General features: G+C 48.5%; 14 protein-coding genes and 1 tRNA gene. 6 read left to right on the plus strand and 9 right to left on the minus strand.

Annotation, left to right across the window (positions count from 1 at the left end; translation table 11 throughout):
• The first annotated feature begins 141 nt into the window (after nucleotides 1–141).
• Both Pan54_RS16955 and Pan54_RS16960 read left to right on the plus strand, forming a co-directional pair.
• A complete protein-coding gene (locus Pan54_RS16955) occupies nucleotides 142–1,194 on the plus strand; it encodes a DUF3500 domain-containing protein (RefSeq protein ID WP_146504610.1) in 1,053 nt (350 codons plus the stop codon).
• 110 nt (nucleotides 1,195–1,304) lie between these two features.
• Nucleotides 1,305–1,386, plus strand: a tRNA-Leu gene (locus Pan54_RS16960).
• A 49-nt stretch (nucleotides 1,387–1,435) separates the two neighbouring features.
• Here the strand turns inward: Pan54_RS16960 and Pan54_RS16965 are convergent.
• From Pan54_RS16965 to Pan54_RS16985, 5 genes are all read right to left on the minus strand, one after another.
• Nucleotides 1,436–2,410, minus strand: a complete 975-nt coding sequence (locus Pan54_RS16965) for a beta-propeller domain-containing protein (RefSeq protein WP_146504611.1) — start codon at nucleotides 2,408–2,410, stop codon at nucleotides 1,436–1,438.
• Nucleotides 2,411–2,502: 92 nt separating this feature from the next.
• Nucleotides 2,503–3,366 (minus strand): hypothetical protein, encoded by an 864-nt coding sequence (locus tag Pan54_RS16970; RefSeq protein WP_165441817.1) that lies wholly within the window; start codon nucleotides 3,364–3,366, stop codon nucleotides 2,503–2,505.
• A gap of 95 nt (nucleotides 3,367–3,461) precedes the next feature.
• Nucleotides 3,462–4,460 (minus strand): DNA polymerase III subunit delta, encoded by a 999-nt coding sequence (gene holA / locus Pan54_RS16975; RefSeq protein WP_146504612.1) that lies wholly within the window; start codon nucleotides 4,458–4,460, stop codon nucleotides 3,462–3,464.
• 417 nt (nucleotides 4,461–4,877) lie between these two features.
• Nucleotides 4,878–6,641, minus strand: coding sequence for a DNA-methyltransferase (locus Pan54_RS16980; RefSeq protein ID WP_146504613.1), 1,764 nt, complete (start codon nucleotides 6,639–6,641; stop codon nucleotides 4,878–4,880).
• A gap of 133 nt (nucleotides 6,642–6,774) precedes the next feature.
• Entirely contained in the window at nucleotides 6,775–8,316 is a 1,542-nt protein-coding gene (locus Pan54_RS16985) for a sulfatase family protein (RefSeq protein WP_146504614.1), read from the minus strand.
• A gap of 561 nt (nucleotides 8,317–8,877) precedes the next feature.
• Between Pan54_RS16985 and Pan54_RS16990 the strand changes: the two genes are divergently transcribed.
• Together Pan54_RS16990 and Pan54_RS16995 are read left to right on the plus strand one after the other, a co-directional pair.
• Nucleotides 8,878–12,045, plus strand: coding sequence for a tetratricopeptide repeat protein (locus tag Pan54_RS16990; RefSeq protein ID WP_165441818.1), 3,168 nt, complete (start codon nucleotides 8,878–8,880; stop codon nucleotides 12,043–12,045).
• Nucleotides 12,046–12,273: 228 nt separating this feature from the next.
• A complete protein-coding gene (locus Pan54_RS16995; protein ID WP_146504616.1) occupies nucleotides 12,274–13,089 on the plus strand; it encodes a MotA/TolQ/ExbB proton channel family protein in 816 nt (271 codons plus the stop codon).
• Between the two features lie 98 nt (nucleotides 13,090–13,187).
• Here the strand turns inward: Pan54_RS16995 and trmB are convergent, their stop codons facing one another.
• The 3 genes from trmB to Pan54_RS17010 are packed head-to-tail and all read right to left on the minus strand — an operon-like array spanning nucleotide 13,188 to nucleotide 14,885.
• A complete protein-coding gene (gene trmB / locus Pan54_RS17000) occupies nucleotides 13,188–13,847 on the minus strand; it encodes a tRNA (guanosine(46)-N7)-methyltransferase TrmB (RefSeq protein WP_146504617.1) in 660 nt (219 codons plus the stop codon).
• Between the two features lie 52 nt (nucleotides 13,848–13,899).
• Complete coding sequence (locus tag Pan54_RS17005) at nucleotides 13,900–14,631, minus strand: carboxylesterase family protein (RefSeq protein ID WP_146504618.1); 732 nt, start codon at nucleotides 14,629–14,631, stop codon at nucleotides 13,900–13,902.
• Between the two features lie 32 nt (nucleotides 14,632–14,663).
• Nucleotides 14,664–14,885 (minus strand): hypothetical protein, encoded by a 222-nt coding sequence (locus Pan54_RS17010; protein ID WP_146504619.1) that lies wholly within the window; start codon nucleotides 14,883–14,885, stop codon nucleotides 14,664–14,666.
• A gap of 143 nt (nucleotides 14,886–15,028) precedes the next feature.
• Between Pan54_RS17010 and Pan54_RS17015 the strand changes: the two genes are divergently transcribed.
• Nucleotides 15,029–16,426: a sulfatase-like hydrolase/transferase gene (locus tag Pan54_RS17015; RefSeq protein WP_146504620.1), complete on the plus strand. Its 1,398-nt coding sequence runs from the start codon at nucleotides 15,029–15,031 to the stop codon at nucleotides 16,424–16,426.
• A 158-nt stretch (nucleotides 16,427–16,584) separates the two neighbouring features.
• Complete coding sequence (locus tag Pan54_RS17020; protein ID WP_146504621.1) at nucleotides 16,585–18,372, plus strand: helix-turn-helix domain-containing protein; 1,788 nt, start codon at nucleotides 16,585–16,587, stop codon at nucleotides 18,370–18,372.
• Nucleotides 18,373–18,432: 60 nt separating this feature from the next.
• Here the strand turns inward: Pan54_RS17020 and Pan54_RS17025 are convergent, their stop codons facing one another.
• On the minus strand, nucleotides 18,433–18,741 hold the full coding sequence (locus Pan54_RS17025; RefSeq protein ID WP_146504622.1) for a hypothetical protein: 309 nt from the start codon (nucleotides 18,739–18,741) through the stop codon (nucleotides 18,433–18,435).
• Nucleotides 18,742–19,086 lie beyond the last annotated feature (345 nt).

Below are 19,086 nucleotides of genomic sequence, written 5' to 3' on the forward strand. Positions count from 1 at the left end.
CTTATTTCTGCCACATGTTCGACTCAAAAATAGATACACAGAGTTTGATGGGACACTGGCGAAGTCCGTTTTCTTTCGTCATAATGTCAATTCAGCACTCATCCCACCTGAATATGACAACGCTATTACTGAAAGACGACTATGAAAAAGACGTCCCCCCCATTGATTCTGCTCTCCGCCACTCTGCTCCTCTCCACATTATTTGTCGCAAATGGATGGTCGGTTCTGAAAAAAACTGAAACCTCACCGGACATGACCGCACAGGCAACCGGATTGCTCAATCAACTGGATGAACGCCAGTTAACCGTGGCCATGCTCCCCTATGCGTCCTCACAACGCGTCGACTGGCATTTTATTCCGATGGACACCCGCAAAGGGTTGATGTTGCGACACATGACAGAGGCTCAACGCGAAAACGCACTCGGCTTACTCAAAACCTGCCTCAGTCAGGCCGGTTACAAAAAAGCTGAGTCAATCATGTCGCTCGAAAAGCTGCTTTATTCCTTTGAAAAACCGGAAACACGAGATCGTCGTGACCCACTCAAATATTACGTCACCATTTTTGGAGATCCCCGTGAAGACAAACAATGGGGATTGAGCTTCGAAGGTCATCACCTGTCCCTGAATTTTGTTGTCGAAAATGGCGAACTGATTTCAGCCACGCCGCAGTTCTTTGCGACAAACCCGGCAACAATCAAAACCGAAAATGATCTCGGCTTCAAAATGGGCATGGCGGTATTGAAAGACGAAGAACAACTTGGCTTCGATCTGGTCAACTCATTGGACGACTCGCAGAAAAAAACGGCGGTCATCGACAAAGATGCTCCTCGCGAAATCCGCAATGCAGGCAGCGTCCATCCACCAACCGACGCTCCTGCAGGAATTCCAGCTGAGAAATTATCCAAAGAGCAACAGGCGACTCTCAAGAACCTGATCAATGTCTATGCCAATGCCGTCCCACAAAAACGAGCAGCCGTTCGACTGGACGAAATCGAAAAGAATGGCTTTGAAAATGTCCACTTCGCATGGGCTGGAGCCACCAAACCAGGAATCGGACACTACTACCGCATTCAGGGAAAATCATTCCTGATTGAATTCGTCAACACTCAACCCGATGCAGCTGGCAATCCCGCCAATCATATCCACTGCGTCTGGCGAGACATGGATGGCGATTTTGCCTTGCCGATCCAATAAATACGGTAATAGATGTTCTTTGATGACAAAACGCCTGAGGCGATGAACCTCAGGCGTTTTCATTTGTCCTGATGGAACAAACCTGATAAAATCCATTATCATAAAACTCTGCGAGAGTGGCGGAATTGGCAGACGCGCTGGATTTAGGATCCAGTGTCTTCGGACGTGGGGGTTCAAGTCCCCCCTCTCGTATTTTTATTGCTTCAATATGCTATTTGTCTTGCTGGTTTGACAAATTGATTCAGCGAGTTGTTTGCTTGAGATGGACCGTTTTGCCATCCGTACTCAGAATCTGGGTGTTGGTCAACGCGTTTCCGAAGCGGTTGAAGTCGTGGAAAGTCCAGGCGATCTGCTTGTCTTTGGTGATTTCGATCACTTGTGGATTGTCCGGGCCAGCATGACAATTACCGAGCACGATATTTCCATTCGGCAAGACCTGCAGGGTTGTTACCCAGGCCAGTTGAATGCCGGGGAGTTCGTTTTGGTCGAGCGACCAGACTACTTTTTTCTCTGGGGTCACTTCAATCACCCGATGGCCGTTGCCCGTTGAGATCAGAGTGTTTCCATTCTTGAGGCGAAGTGCGGCAAAGCATTGATTGCCGTAAGCTTCAACTCCGTGACCGTCACGAGGTTTCTCGCCAAACAAGGGAACTTCGTATTCCCAGATAATTTTTCCCTCTCGATTATATTCTCGGACTAGCCCCTCACCTTCATGGCAGACCAGGTAGTTCCCATTATCAAGTGTTCGGACAAGACGCGTATCACGATGAGCATGAGGTTGCTTGACCTGGAGTGGAATCGTGTGAACAACATTCCCATGAGGATCAACTTCGAGGATCCGGGAAGTTCCTGATTCCACGACCATCGTATTGCCATTTTTCAATCGTTCGAAGGCGTGGACTTCGACTTTTTTCTTTGTTCCCTGCCCAGCCTGAAATTCCCAGACCACTTCATCGGTTGCCGGGTTGACTTCGACAATTCTCTTCCAGTTCGTTTGAAACAGCACATTCCCATTGCTCAGCAAATGCAGGTCGTGAAGAGGTCCTATCTTGTGTGTCCACTGGGGTAGACCATCTTCATTGATGATTGCAATGATCTGTTTCGAGGAGTCTGCGGTCAGAAACGAGTGTTGAACTTGCGAGTCTTTTGCATTCGCGAAATCAGTAACAGCGAATGCACATGTTACGAAAAAAGTCAGAAGAACGGTTCGAACCATCAGAAGAGACTCCAGAAAGGATTCCGTTTGTGAATTGATCTATCAGCATAACGATAAATCCGATGAAAACCAATCGCCGAAAAGACTCACGGTCAATCCATATTTTTGAACTCAGGCTTCTCGGGTTTGACATAAAAGTCGGACAGATCGAGTTTCCCGGACTGCTCGGCTTCGAGAATTTTCAAGCGCATTTCGAGTTGCTGGAGACGCTGTTCGATAATTGGATCGAGGCGTTCGCTCAGCGGTGGTTGGGGTCGAGGAACTTTTGGGTAGCCCAGATGTCGCTGTAAAGCTGCGAACATATAAAGAGGATCGCGACCGTGGTTCGCCTGGGCGATACGTCCTTCCTGCAAGCCGAAAAGGACTGGATAAGAGGGAAGATATTCCGGATTCTCAGTGCGTCGCCGCACTTCCTGCACGCGATATTCCGAACGCGAATAAATCATTTCCGAAAACTCAATGGCCCCGAGTGACTGCCGGACTTTACTGATCCAATCTCTCCAGTGTTCGTCATACATGGGATCTTTGCCCATCGCCTGCAGGCCATCCTGATATCCGAGCCGATTCCGGGAGAGGGCTTCAAACTGATAGATGAACAGCCCTTGGGGTGTCGCTTTTTCCAGAGCGAGAAACTCGGCTTCTTTTTCGAGAATTTCCAGACCGATCCGCATATCGAACCGCGTGCGATCCTGCTCGGCTTGACGAAAGACAAAACTCTGGAAGGGTGTGAAATAATGTCCGAGACGCGCCATACCTCCTGATACTCGGCCGTGTAGCATCATTTCCGAAGCCATGAAATTGATGGCAAGCGGAAGTTGAGTTGTCGAAAGAATTTCCTGCGAAATCACCTGCAGAACTTCCTGAGCAGGCAAATCGTTATCGAGTCGTTCTCGATATGTGCGAAAAAAGTAAGCCTGTTCGACATATTCTTCACGATTGTGCAACGGGGTGTTCAATCAACTCGCCTTAAAAACAGGAACTCATGTCAATGTTCTGCTGACATTACCATACTTTGGTAACCCGACGCGAATGCAAAGCATAGATTGCCCGTTTACGGAGAAAGTTCAACCAGTAATCGTTCGATTAATAAACGAGGGGGAAGTGAACTTTCGCCTTTCATTCCCAGGTCGACTTTGGCAAGTAGTTCCGGGATTCGTTCTGCTCGTTCGCGTCCCAGTTTTCGCAAGTAGGTTTCGGTCGGTCCGACATCGCGGGGAAAAATGCCTGCCTGTTTGAGAGCGGGTCCGAGTTGACGGGTTTTCGCAGAAATGCGAACCGCCTTGACAATTTTTCGATAAACGAACGAGATGCCTCCCAGTAATTTTTGCGGAGCTTCGCCAGCAGTCATCAGCTTATTGAGTTCAACGAGTGCCATATCGAGCTGACCATCCCGCACGCCGTTAATCATGTTCCAGGTTGTTTCCAGTCGCCAGCCTCCGACCAGAGCTCGCACATCTTCATTGGTTATCTTTTTGTTCTGTCCAACATAGGAAGCGAGCTTATCGAGTTCCTGATCGAGCAATCCGACTGAGGTTCCTGCCAGGTCAATCAACAATTGACCCGCCTGTCGGCTGATTGTCTTTTCAAATTTGTGAGCCGCATGGGAGACAACCCAACCCTGTAACTGAGCCCCTTTCAATTCGCCGCATTCGATCGCTTCTCCTGTCTTCTGGACCTTCTTAGCCAGTTTTGTCGATTTTGGCCAGCTTTTCACATCGAGAATCAGCAGTGAAGACTTTGCCGGGTTGTCCGCATATTTTTCCAGTTGCGGGCGATTTGCAGAGACAAAATCGTCAGCCGCATTGATGATGACACAGCGTTTTCCACTCCACATCGAAATCGTCTTCAATTCATCCGCGACACTTCGCCACTCGGCTTCCCGCCCTTCCAGAAATGTAGCCAGTTCATGGGCATCCGCATCGGGCCCGTAAACTGTCTGCAAAAACAGTTGCTGGACCTGCTGCTTCAAGAACCGTTCGCCGCCAAAGAGGACGACGATCGGTGGAACCGTTTTCAATTCTGATTGAGTAAGAAATTCTGTGGCGTGCATGAATCAATTTGATTTAAATAGTAAGAGAATCGAGCGTTTAGTCTTTATACCATGTTCCATACGAAAACCGGAGAATTAAAAAACTCTAGACAATCTGACTTTTGAATTTTTTGAAACACAGAGGCACAGAGGACACAGAGATTTTGTGAGAGATCTGGAGTGAGATAAACGCTTAAATTCTGTAGAAGCCTTGGATTAAAGGCTTCTCTGTGTTCTCTGTGTCCTCTGTGCCTCTGTGGTTTATCATTATTCAAATCCATTTGGCCGATTTTGAATTCCGACTCCGTGTTAAGAAACAGGTTCTTCTTGTAGTTCTTAATATATGAAAGGGGGATGAATTAAATGGACACGCTTTACTAAACAAGTCTGTTGTCTGCAAATCGTAAATGGAAATCCGGTTTCCATTTGGACCAGAGTTTAATTATTTAAATTCCATTTCGTCTGGAATCGCGATGCCAGATAGTTCTGCCAGGCCAGTTCACCGAATAATTCGGGAGTCTGGGGCATCACTCTGATCGACAAGTTGTTTTCAGCAACACCAACCAGAACCGCTAAGGCTTTTCGATCCAGAGACTCGACCCGTAGTTTCAGGTTCAATGTTTCTCCGCAATAAAGGGGTTCGTCCGCAGCGATCAAGAATAGACCGGAGCATTCAGGGAGTTTACTGATCAGTGAGTCATCAAGTTTCTCTGGAGCAGATAATCGTCGTTCAATCGAATCGTCATAAGCGGCAGCCAGAATACTGGCACGTTTATGGGCGATGCCTGTTTGACGGGACAGCATTACAGCTGCCCAGCGGTACTTGAATGTCGTTGCTCCTGGACTGAGAAGTCTGGCTCGGTCATTAAATCGCTGCAGCAATTCCGGATCACTCATGATCTCTGTCAGATGGTTCGTTTGTGTCTCGACCAGCAGTGTCTGCAGGCTGATTTCACATCCCGAAAGAATTGTATCAATCTCTGGCCAACTCATATCAGTTCGACGGGGACAGGGAACCTCCTGCAATTCACCATCGCGACGTAATCGCAGCAGTAACAGATTCCAGGTTTGAGGATCACCAAATAATCCTGCTTGTCGACAGGACTCATGAAATGCGGCATTCAAATCAGGATCAAGCAGAAGACGATCGACGGAATAGCCTTGATGAGCCGCAAGGAAGGCTTCTTTGAGACCTGCCAGAGTCAACCGGAGTGGGGTTTCGGCGGCTGCTTCTTCTTGATGGATGTTCGTTCGATTCTGAGCACGAGCAGACTTTTTAGCCCAGGTTCCGGGAGCACTCATTGTCGGTTCTGCAGAGCCATCGAGTTGATCACCGACGGAAATCTTTTTCAATCGTTCCCGGCTCGCTTTGACATAGTCTTCCGACAACTCAAATCCGAGGTATTTTCGTCCCAGTTTCTTTGCAACCGCCAGCGTCGTTCCGCTGCCGGCGAACGGATCGACGACCAGTTCGTTTTCACGCGAACAGTTTCGAATGATGCGTCCCAGCAATTGTTCCGGCATCTGGCAGCCATGGAAACCGGCTCGCTCTTTGAATGTTCCAGCGACTCGCGGAAAGTACCAGGTGTCTTCATCGGACTGAAAACGCGATTCGAGATCCTGAGGTCGCAATGTCCAGGTTTGCTGATCGTCGGCATGCAAGTCGCCCACGGCATCACTCGGAGAAATGATCCAGGTATCATCCGGCAGACGGCCTTTAGGATTCGCACGTTTGTCGTTGTAAACGAGTTGCCGGGCAGAGGGGATGCGATTTTCGAGATCCTCTCCCAGGAACGTGAACTGCTTGGGATCCTTCACTAGGTAAAACAGATGAGCATGGGACCGGCTGTATTTATTTTTGCAATTCACACCGAAGGTGTAGTACCAGATGACCCAACTGCGAGGATGAAAGCCAATTTCCTGAGCAGCCAGCTTTAACTCAGCAGCGTATTCATCGCCAATCGCCAGCCAGAAAGTACCATCCTTTTTGAGGGCATTGTAGACGGCCTGCATCCAGTTTGTGGACCATTCGAGATACTGATCCCGTTCGAGTCGATCGTCGTATTCATCGTATTCATAGCCGATATTGAACGGGGGATCGGCAAAAACCAGATCGACACTGTTAGGTTCCAAACCGTTCAGCCCGGCTACGCAATCCTCATGGGAAATTCGATTGTACAGCTTAAATTCCGTATCCAGCATCGGCGACTCCTGAAGGTGAGTCGATACTATATCAACTGAGCCTCAAATCGTCAGGGATTTGAAGCAGAAGAAATTCTGCACTACGGGAAGTTTTATACCGAGCAATGCGGGCCATCCCAACAGACAATTCACATTAATCTCTTGTCGGTGCAGACTGGATTTCTTCGAGTCGATTAATCAACTCCTCCGCTTTCTGCGGAAATTCTTCGATGACGTTTTTGGATTCACCGGCATCTTTGTCGAGCTGATAAAGTTCGTACAGGCCTTCACTCGTTTTCTCGAAAGTCTTACCGTTGTTTTTCTTGTTTCGATAGGCAACAAGCTTCCAGTCGCCAACTCGTAATCCAAGAGCACTTGTGCCCTGTTCAACAGTTTCTGTTCGTCCAGCCGCATCCGGTTTTCCGAGGAGGGCATTAAGAACGTTCAAGCTGTCTGGAAATGCCTCTTCAGGAATAGGTTGCTTGACCAGTTCAGCCATGCTGGTGGCCAGGTCGACCGTATTGACGATTGCCTGTGATTCTCCTACTGGAATTGTCCCTGGCCAACGTGTGAGGAACGGAGTACAGCATCCCCCTTCGTAGGCACTGTATTTGCCACCGCGGAATACACCGGAAGGAGTATGCTTCCCCAGTTGCGTAACGGCTCCATCGACATAGCCATCATCGAGGACCGGGCCATTGTCGCTGCAAAAGATTACGAGTGTTTTTTTCGTCAGATTGAGGCGATCAAGCGTATTGAGAACTTCACCAACCTGCCAGTCGAGTTCGAGGATGGCATCGCCCCGATATCCGAGTTTGGATTTCTTCTGAAAGCGTTCGTGGGGCATTCGAGGAACATGGATATCGTGCGAGGAGAAGAACAGAAAGAAAGGTTTGTCCTTGTGCGTTTCAATCCACCTGGCAGAGTGGCTGACCCATTTGTCAGCCAGGTCTTCATCCCGCCAGCGAGCGGCATGTCCACCCGAGTAGAATCCAATCCGGCTGATGCCATTGTGTATTGTTTGATTGTGTCCGTGCGACCAATCCATTTTCAGAGTGTCTCGATGCGTCAAACCAGTCGGTTGCCCATCAGGATTTGTCTTGCCGACCCACAACGGGTCATTCGGATCGAGATTAACGACACGATGATCATCCACATAAACCTGCGGGACACGATCGTTCGTCGTCGGTAACAAATAACAATGATCAAATCCAATTTCACAAGGACCGGGCTTGAGGTCTCCATTCCAGTCGGGCTCTTTGCCTTCCCCTAATCCAAGATGCCACTTGCCGATCACTGCCGTTTCATAGCCGGCGTCATCCAGAACTGAGGCAATGGTCGGAGTTCCCGGTTGAATCAGAGCCGTGGCATTTGGAGGAGCGATTCCTGTTCCCGGCTGACGAAACGCATACATGCCGGTCAGAAAGGAAAACCGGGTGGGCGTGCAGGTAGAAGCCGAGCAATATCCCTGACGGAATAATTGTCCTTCACGAGCAAGCCGATCGATGTTGGGAGTTTCAATTTCGCTCGCACCGTAACAACTGAGATCTCCATACCCGAGATCATCGGCCATAATGACGATGATATTCGGGCGGGGCGGTTGTGCGGCTGGAAGAGAGCCGGGGGCCAGAAATTGAAAAATCACTGGCAAGGTCAAAGAAACCAGCAATGTCGTAATTTGGTGTGCGGGAAACATGTTTAATCCTATCAGTGCGGTGCAAGTGCTGATTTCGTAGTGGAAATAACATGGTACGCCTGACAATACTCAAAAATCAAATCTTACGCGGATGTCGTAGATACCAGGAGGCTGGGCACTTGAAGATTTAATCATCGCACAGTTACTCCATACGGTCATGGTCTGGTAGAGGTAAAGGTATTCTCGGACTAACCAGGACCCAATGCGGAATGATTCGTGTCAACAAAAACAGACTCGATCTTAAAGTCGATCATCTGGAAAATCGTTAGTTTGGTCAGCTCAATATTTCAAATTAACAAGAACCGCACTGGGAGCCTTGGCAGTTTAGGTGCTTTGCAGGGGCCGTAAAATCGATTCGATTACGAATCCAATTTGGCAAGTTCACGTAAAACGTTTTCCACTTGAGGGGGCATTGGGATACAATAGTTATCCCTGTCTAATCTGAAGAATGTGCTTTTCATAAGAGAAAGACACTAAACACTCTTGGTTGAGAGGAAGCTCCTCTGCCATTAGAAACCTGAAATCGTCGAAATCAAAATACTGATCATGCAAAGATTTACCATGAGTAGCCGTTGGACCCGGGCGATCTGTTTTCATTTGACACTGCTGGTTTTTACTTCTTCGTTCCTGCTGACGAGAACGGCTCCTGCGATCGCGGCGCCAGCTGATGATGACTATACGCTCGGCCTCACATTGTATGGACAGAAACGCTGGGATCTGGCCAGTGAGACATTCCGGAATTATCTCAAAGCATATCCGGATCACAGCAAAGCTCCGCTGGCAAAGTTGTATTTGGCGCAAAGTCTGATCAATCAGGAGGACTATAAAAATGCTCGGGAAATCCTGCAGGGGTTTCTTAAAGCTCATCCGCAAAATAAAAACAAAGCTCAGGCAATGTATCGTATCGCTGAGTGCAGTTACTTTCTGAATGATTATCCGACTGCCATCAGCGATTTTGAAGCGTTTTTGAAACAGGCTCCCAACGATCAACTGGTGGAATGGGCTTTGCCGTATTTAGCCGATGCTTATCTCAGAACGGGAAAGTACGAGCAGGCTCAAATGATGTTTGAGCAATCCCTGGATAAATTCTCCAAAGGTCGATTTGTTGAAGACAGCCAGTTTGGTCTGGCCCGGTCGCTTGAGTTACAGAACCAGATTGAACCGGCAATCGTGCAGTATCAGAAGTTAATCAACAATCCCGATTCCCAGCGGATGGAAGAGTCGTTGTTCAATGTGGGGATGCTTTATTTCCAGCAGAAGAATTATCAGAACGCAGCCGAGACATTCACGAAACTTTCCAGTCTCAACCCGAGTGGTAAATTGATCGCTCTCTCGCATTTGAACGCCGGATATGCCTATTTCTCTCTGGGAGAATGGGAAAAGGCAATCGATCAATTCTCCGCGGCTGACCAGAGTGAGCAATACCGCGAATCGGCTCGCTTCTGGATTGCTCAAACCTATAAAAGTTCAGGGGATCTGGCAAAGTCGGAACAGGCATTGCAAACACTTTTACAGCAATCAAAAGATGCAGAGTTACGTCCCAAAATTCTTTATCAACTGGCCGACAGCCGATTCCAACTACGCAACTACGACGGCGCATTAACACTCTTCCTGGACTACCAGAAACAGTTCCCCAAAGGGGAATCTGTTATTGATGCATGGTTATCATCAATGGAATGTTGCCTGCTGACAAATCGACTGGGGCAAGGCTGGGCACTTTCTGAACAGAAACCAGATGTCGAATTGACACCGCGTCAGAACGATGAACAGACACTGCTGCAATGTCGCCTGCTTGCAGCCGCTGATTCCGAAACGGATCCATTGCCAAGTTCACTTGGCGATCGGGACACACGGCTTCGTAAAGCATTACCTTTACTGACCCAGATCCTGGATCGAATGCCTGCGAACGAGCAATTATTTACGCAGCAGGCTCGATACCAAACCTCCCGAATCGCTCAGGAACTTGGAGATAATGCCCTGGCAGTGAATGCATTAGAACCGATCACTCTCGGCTTGTCAGATCAGAGTCAACTTCAGTTGCCCGAGTCCTGGTTGTTGCTGGCAAACAGTCAATACGAACTGGGGAACTATGAAGAGGCTCTGAGTGCGCTGAATCAGTTTGAAAGCTTGTCTCAGGATAAAGACTCGCTAGCACAGGCCTATATTGTCCGCATTAATGTGCTGATCAAAATGAATCGCCTCGATGATGCCAGTGCGTCTCTTGCGAAATTGCAACAATCGGATCTGGCACCTTTGGTCATCACCGAAGCGACGTTTCAACTGGCGGAAATGAATTACGCCCGTCAAAACTGGGAGGAAGCTCAAAAGCAGTATCAGCAGATTCTCCAATTGAAACTTGACGATGAATGGACGATTAAATCGCTATCTGCTTTGGGTTGGAGTTATTTTGAAGATGGAAAATTCGATGAAGCGGTAGCAAGTTTCGAGAAGTTGAAAAAGCAGTTTCCGAATGCAAAACAAGTTGCTGCCGATGCCGGTTATATGCAGGGAATGGCCTTGCTGAAAGCGAATCAGAATTTGAAGGCCGCCGAGGCATTTATGCAGACGGCTCAGTCGTTTCGCTCTTCAGAAGAGACGACTCAGGGAAACGAACTCCATCATCTGGCCTATCGGGCAGCGCGGGAAGCGGCCCGGACTTATCGGGATTTAAACGAAGTCGACAAGTCAGCCGAGGCTTATCGACTGGCCTACAAAGAACTTCGCAAGCAGCCGGAAACGCGAAATCAGAATCTGGATAAACTGCTCGATGAATGGGCGCTGCTGCATTACGAAAACGAAGAATACGCAAAGGCGGATGAAGTCTTTGAAATTCTGATCCGCGAAACGCCCAAAAGCGATCGAGCCGATGATGCTCAGCTCTCGCTGGCTGAGAGTGATTATATTAACGGCGATTTAGCGTCTGCTCGAACGCGATTTGAAAAGCTGATTGGCGATTCCACCTCGGATCCCTATGTGAAAACCCGATCGTTGTATCAACTGGTGATGATTGCCGGAACTCAAAAAGATTCGGCTGCGGTCGAAAAGTTCTCCGAAGAATACCTCAAAGCTGCGAATGGTCAGACGGCCGGCCTGAATGAGATTGGTGAAATTGAGTCCCAGTTGATTCAACTCTACCTCGAACAGGATCAGTTGGAAGAAGCTGAAAAACAACTCACCGAGTTAAAAGCCCGAGTCGCTAATCTCGATAAATCAGATCGACCAGAATGGTATCCGAGAATTTATGTGATGACTGGAGAAATTGCCCGTCGTCAAAAGAAATACGACGTGGTTCAGGAAGCTCTCGAAGAAGTTCGTCAGGAATACCCGCAGTCTGCAGAGCGGGAACAGGTTGAAGTGATTGCAGGGCGAACCCAAATTGCCCAGGCAAATTTTGCAGAGGCTGAGAAACAGTTTCGAGCGGTGCTGGACCGGGCAGCCGGGAATAAAACACTGGCCGCTGCTCAAAGTCAGTTTTATCTGGCAGAAACGGCTCTGATTCAAAAAAACTATCCGCTGGCAATCAAAGAATACATTCGGATGGCGATTCTTTTCCCGGGCTTTCCAGATTTGCAGTCGGCTGCTCTCTATCAGGCAGGGCAGTGCGATGAGGTTCAGGGGAATGTCGAACAGGCGATTCAGAATTACGAGAATCTGATTCGTCTCTATCCCGAAAGTGAATTCTCTAAAAAAGCGGAGGAGCGAGTGCAGATACTCAAAGCATCAAACTAATTTGATGCACTGGAACTTCATGATATTGATAGATATTTATATACCCAATTTGGCTGAAGCAAGTGACTCATGGTAAGTGAGGCAACTTCAGAGGCTTTGTCTGGACAGTCAGTTTTCCCCATTGTGGAAGTTTTTTCAAATGCCTGTAACATGCACTTGCGGAACGCTCGATACTTGAGAAAAAGAACTCCGTTTTCTTAGTTGCAGGTCACTTAGGATAGTATTGCGATGGAGCAGATTCGACATTTCCTGATTGCAGCCGGTCTGATGATGTGTTTCAGCCTGTGTAGCTCTCCCTATGTATTCGCTCAACGTGAGACCGAACCTGCTCCAATTCCTGTGGCTCCAGAAGTTGCTGATGAACCAGGTGCGGATATTCCGGTCAAAAAGAGTGTGATTCCGACGACACCCTCGCAAGTTGTGACGGCTCTGGGCTGGTGGGGCTTGCCTTTTGGACTGGCAACACTCATTTCTCTCTGGTTCAGTACCGAACGACTCGTAGTTCTGCGTCGTGCTCGCGTCATTCCCAAGCCGTTTGTTGAACGCTTCCTGCATCATTTGCGTGAGGGAACCATCGAGCCGGATGAGGCTTTGCAGTTATGTGCCGAGAATGGCTCGCCTGTTGCTCAAATTTTTGAACATGGCGTTCGGAAATGGGGGAAGCCGAGTGTTGAAGTTGAACAGGCGATTATCGATGGCGGAGAACGTCAGGTGAGCCAGATGCGAAAGCATTTGCGAGTGCTCAACGGCGTGGCAACCGTTAGCCCATTGATTGGATTGCTTGGTACCGTCTGGGGCATGATCGATGCGTTCAACGGGATCGCCGGCAGCGATGCGATGGGCAGCCCGGAAAAACTGGCAGCCGGGATTGCTCTGGCACTGTTAACGACTGCTGCCGGTTTGATGGTCGCGATACCTTCGCTGATCATCTATATGTATCTCTCCGGACGCGTCGATCGGCTTGTGATGGATATGGATCGTCTGGCTCAGGAAGTCGTTTACAGCATTTCCGCAGAAGCATTGCACGAACGGTCACGGCAGTAAGCGACCGAAAACAGAGCCGTGGCACAACTTTGGTTGTTCATAAAGTGGATCTCTGAGCTGCGCTTCGCTACGACCCCAGCCACTCAGTTTCGTTAATCCTACCCATCTTTCTGCCATAATCCGCGATAAATCGGCCAGCCTGCCATGCGTTTTTTTCTCTCGAAACTGGTTTGATAATCCATGTGGTGCTCGGCTGCCCGTTCTTCAGGAGCGGGCAGTTCGGCAAAGCCTCCATGCTCGCCGATGTGCCCGGTCATTAACTGCCAGTAGTCGAAAACATCGGTCCAGCCATGCAATAAACCGCCCGGTTTCAATGCTTTATAAATCAACGTCGTGAAATCGGCAGTGAAGAGCCGTCGTTTATGATGCTTGGCTTTCCACCAGGGATCGGGAAAGTAGACATGAATAGCTGAAACGGTTCCCTCCGGCACGAATTCACCGAACGCACGATTGGCATCGCATCCGAGAACCCGGGCATTGGGACGTTCTTGCTTCTTCAACCGTTTCGCTCCACGGCGTCCTTCCTTAAAGTCGATTTCCATTCCCAGATAATTTCGATCGGGATGAATCTCGCTGGCATTGAAGAGAAAGAGTCCGCGACCACAACCGACATCAATCTCCACAGAATTCTCATTCTGAAAGAAGTCATTCCACGTAAGTGGACCTTCCAGGTCTTCCAGAGTGAGAAACCAGGGACTTAAATCTTCACGTTCTGTCACAGTCGAGTTTGCCGAATTGGTGTCAGTTTCAGAGCTCATTCAAAAATCATTCAACGCAAAAAGAAGGGGTTATAGAAGTCATGAAATTCGGTTATTGCCCTCGTTTGTGAGACAAAAACCATTTGTAGAGTTCTGGATTATTATACGATTCAGTCCAGGAATCGTGGGAGGCATTGGGGTAGAGGGTCAGTTTAATGTCACCGCCCTTAGCTTCAATCGCCTCTTTCATTTCGATGGAGCGTTCGACAGGCACCGCACGATCTTTCATACCATGAAACGCCCAGATCGGAACTTTGGTCAGTTGTTTTGCTTTTTCTGGGTCCCCGCCGCCGCAAATCGGAGCGATTGCTGCAAATCGCTCGGGAGTTTCTGCTCCCCAGGCCCAGGTGCCGTAGCCACCCATGCTCAAGCCAGTCAAGTAGATGCGACTTTTATCAATCGTGTATTTCGATTCCAGATCATCCAGCATGGCGGAAAGCTGTTGCACATCCCAGCGGCGGACATCTGAAGTCAGCTGTGGGGAAACGACAATAAAGGGAAACTCCTTGCCGGCTTTAATCAACTTTGGTGGACCATGTACAAGAACCTGATCCAGATTATTGCCCCGCTCTCCGCTACCATGCAGAAAGATGAGTAGTGAAGCAGGTTTCTTATCCGAGTAATCTTTCGGAAGTGATAGCCAGTAATGGATCGACTTCCCATTTCCGACGTCCGACTTCTGGGCGACCTGCTTTCCCGGTTGTGGTTCTTCAGCTTGAGCATTTTCCAAAGCGATGCACATCATTCCTGTGCAGAGTGCAAATGCGATAAGAGTGTTTTGCATTGAAAGTACTCCTGGGTAAAGGGTGTCAAAATTCATTTCAGTTCCTGTCCGCAATGTTCGCACTGCGTCAGGTTGGCATCGGTTTCCTTCTGGCAATGCCAGCAGGTTAAGGTCACTTTTTTATCGAGCAGGCTTTTGAAGCCTCTGCCAGCAGGCTCATTCGAACCTGATGAGCCAGCAAAGATACGCACAATGACCAGAATTATGAAGAGAGAAATACCACCGACAATGATTAATCCAAAAGTGCCGATCATTCCGCAACCTGTCTGCTAGAATTTCAAATTTACGAACTTCGGAATGCCTAAGGAATTCGGTGCAATCCTGAAGAAGAATTTCTTTGCTGAAGTTATTACTATGATAGGGCTGAGAGAGGAAATCAATCAAAGGGAGACCTGCTATGCCTTCACTGACATTAGAGCGAGAGTTTTTATTAAAGCGAATCCCCAGTTTTGGTTACGCAATATTTATATTTCTCTGGGGCGCATTCTCATTCATTCAACCAAATTATGCGGTTGCAAAATCACCGAATGTGCTTGTGATTTACACCGACGATCAAGGCACGCTCGATGCCAACTGCTACGGGTCTGAGGACTTGATCACCCCGGCCATCGATCGACTGGCAGAAACCGGAATCCGGCTCACACAAATGTATTCCCCCAGTTGTATCTGCTCAGCTTCGCGGGCGGGATTACTGACGGGACGAATTCCTGTGCGAGCGGGGGTGCCGGGGAATGTCAGTTCGGAAAAAGGGAAGCCCGGTCTGCCTGCCAGCGAATACACAATGGCAGAAATGTTTCACGACGCTGGTTACGCGACTTATCATGTCGGCAAATGGCATTTGGGGTTCACTCCGGAAACGATGCCGAATGGTCAGGGTTTTGAAAGTTCGTTTGGCCACATGGGGGGCTGTATCGATAACTATTCCCACTACTTCTTCTGGAATGGCCCGAACCGTCATGACCTCTGGCGAAATGGGACGGAAATTCACGAGGATGGACAGTTCTTTCCCGACCTGATGGTCCGTGAAGTCAAATCGGCTATTGATGCGACAGAAGAGCGTCCTTTCTTCATTTACTGGGCGATCAATGTGCCTCACTATCCGTATCAGGGAACGCATGAATGGCGGGAAAAGTATGCAGACTTGCCTTCGCCGCGACGCGAATATGCCGAGTTCGTTTCGACAATGGATCAGAAAGTCGGACAGATTCTCGATTTCCTCGAACAGCGAAAACTGCGTGAAGAAACGATTGTCGTATTTCAATCCGATCATGGACATTCGACTGAAGAACGCGCGTTCTTTGGGGGTGGCAATGCGGGCCCGTATCGCGGAGCTAAGGGCTGCCTGTTTGAAGGCGGAATTCGCGTTCCTTCGCTGATCTCCTGGCCGCAGAAAATTCCAGCGGGAGAAACACGCGATCAAATGGCGACTGGCTGCGACTGGATGCCCACGCTGGCGAGTCTAACGGAAATTCCTCCTCCCGAAAATATGCTCGATGGTCGAGATCTATCCCAGTGCCTGCTCGATGAGGATCAAAAATCACCGCATAACTTTTTCTACTGGCAGATGGGCAACGGCAACAACGCGCAGTGGGCGGTTCGACAAGGCGATTGGAAACTTCTGGGAAATTGCCGTGATACCAGTAATCGAGGTGAGTTGACGGCTCAAGACAAAAAGAGCTTCCTGATTAATCTTAAATCAGATCCCGGGGAATCGAAAAATGTAGCTGATACTCATGCCGAACTGGTGCAGCAGTTGATGCAGCTTCGGTCGCAAACACTGGACTCGATGAAGTGATATTGTATGGTTTAATAGATCATAGGGAGCGCCCCGCCACCCGGGTTCAATTGTTTTTCGTAGTTAAATTATTGCGTGCCGGTCTATTTGCAGTTTGATAAATTTCTCCGGCTTTCAAATTGAATTTCGTTTAAGTGCTCTGATTACTGATATCTTATATGCCGAAACGTGCTCATACTCACTGGTCAAAATCTTCGATGGAACCTGTTCCAGGCGACATGGCAGACGCGGCGATGTTGCTGGAACTGAATCGGGAATTGACAGAGTTGCTTTCAGAACTCGTGGATCGGACCGACTCGGAACTGCTGCATGAATGCTTGACGATCCTGCAAAGGCATCTCGGAGTTCAAGCCGTTGGGCTCTATGATTTCGATAGCGAATGGAAACTGACGGAAGGCGTCGGCGGCCGCTCACTTGTTCGGCTGGCAGCCGATTATTTTGAAGAGGTGCTCGAACGAAACCAAACGTTGTATCTGTCGGATGAACCTGCACAAGGCTGGGGACAATATTTGCTCCCCTTTTCCTCAGCAGAAGATCGGCTTGATTCCATTGTACTCCGACTCGTCGGACGAAAATTGCTTTTGGAGGATCTCCCTACCATTGAAGCGGTTCGTGATCTTTTCTCCGCCTTTTTGCAACTTGTGATTCGAAATCAGCAAAAGCACCAGCAACTTGATTTGAGGCTTGAACTGGAGAAATATGCACATGACTGGAGCACGGCTTCCACGGTCTCTCAACTTCTGGAGATGCTCGCCGATCAATTGCAAAAAACATTTGAATTCAATCATCTGAGAGTCGAATTTGATTCTGAGGATTCCACTCAAGTTGACAAGCATGATGAATGGGAAGTCCTCTGGCGAAGTCCAGCGATTTCCGAGAACTCATCATTTCGCCTGAAGATCGATCTTCCCGCATCAGGAGGCCAAACTCCCGGGCAGATGGACTGGAAAGTCCTTGATGTATTCCTGACTCATCAATTTATTCCTCTCCTGAAAGATTTCCAGAAGAAAGATCTGGAGCAGCGTGCCCTCAAACAGCAACAGGATTGCAGGCCACTCATTGGCAACAGCGATACAATTTCATTTGTGCATAATGAGGCGAGCAGTTTAATCAAAGGGGAATACCCGCTCTGGATCTCCGGCCCGCCAGGTGTTGGCAAGCGGGCCATCGCTCTACATCTGGCCAGAATGCGAGAGGTTTCGCAAAGTTTGATTTCTGAATTTGAAGCGAGTAATTTAGAGCAGAACTGGACTTCATTTTCTGAAGTGCTCAATCTCAGCATCAGCAGTCAATCACTCCTGCTCCGAAACGTCGATCGTCTATCGGAAGTCATGCAAAGCCAACTTGTGGAACAACTGAAAACGATTGAAAATCAGTTCCAGTCTCACAATCCCTGCTGGCTGATTGTGATGTCTACTTCCGACTTGAATAAAGAGGTCGCAGCGGGAAATTTCCGGGAGGATCTGTTTCGCAGGTTTTCACTTTGTGCAATGCACATTCCCCCGCTACGTCAACGGACGGACGATATTCTTCCTCTGGCAGAATACTTTCTCCGTGAGTCATTCCAGAATTCGGGGAAAAAAACTCCAGAATTGTCAGCCGATGCCTGCGAATTGTTACTGCAATATCGCTGGCCGGGAAATGCAGCGGAGTTGCGATCTGTGATTCAACGACTGACCTGGCAGGGAGTTGGACCTGTTGTGGCCTCTGCGGATTTGTTTATTGAATTGCAGGTGCCTCAAAAACTTGATTCCGAATCCGAAGATGCAACACTGGCTGATGCGACATTGGAATTTCAGCGAGCCTACATCCGGGCAGCTATTTCAAAATCGGAAGGAAATATGACCGAAGCGGCAAAACTTCTGGGACTTCACCGGACAAACTTCTATCGCAAAATCAACCAGTTGCGCATCGGAGATGCAGAGGAAACTCAGCAAGAGGACTGATTTGTTTCAAGCACTCCCTGACCTGACCGAGAGTCAACTTTGAATTCCAGTTATTGCAGATCAATCCCCGCGGATTTCAGTCTCCTCATCGGTTGCAGAGGGATCGGCCTCTTCAGAGATCGTTCCTTCTGGTGTCAATCGGGTGGGAGCATCTGGTGAAATATTCCTTAGCAATGTAAACATCACTACAAACACGATCAACACCAGCCCAAACGAGATCAAGCCAAAGACCAGCTTATCCATCGATTTCGACGGCGGATTGACGACGCTCATTTTATCAGAGGAATATGCCCCATGCTGTGTGCTGTCAGGTGGAACAGTATGTCGCGGGGGACGTCCATATTCATCAGAGGCAAAGGGGTTGCTCATGGAGGCTAACACTGGCAACAGGACAACTCAAAATATTGTCCCACTTCCTAATAAGGTTAATGGCAGGCAGAGTTAAGAATAATCTTAAAGTCAAATTCTGAATCATGAGAATAAAAAGAATGCAAAGTCAAATCAAGTTTTTTTGACCTAAAGTTCACATTCACAAAGCTTCTCTCATTAATATTGAAACTTACTTATTCAACAATGCCACGCAAAATTACGCCGAGTCCCTTTGCCCGAGCCAATCTTTATGAGAGAATTGCGAAAACTTTGTGCCTACAAGCTCAGGGATTTTCTATATCGAGTTATAGAATTCTGTCCACATGGAATTCGAACGATTGAAAT

The sequence above is a fragment of the Rubinisphaera italica genome (assembly GCF_007859715.1).
In the GTDB taxonomy this organism is placed as follows: Bacteria; Planctomycetota; Planctomycetia; order Planctomycetales; family Planctomycetaceae; genus Rubinisphaera; species Rubinisphaera italica.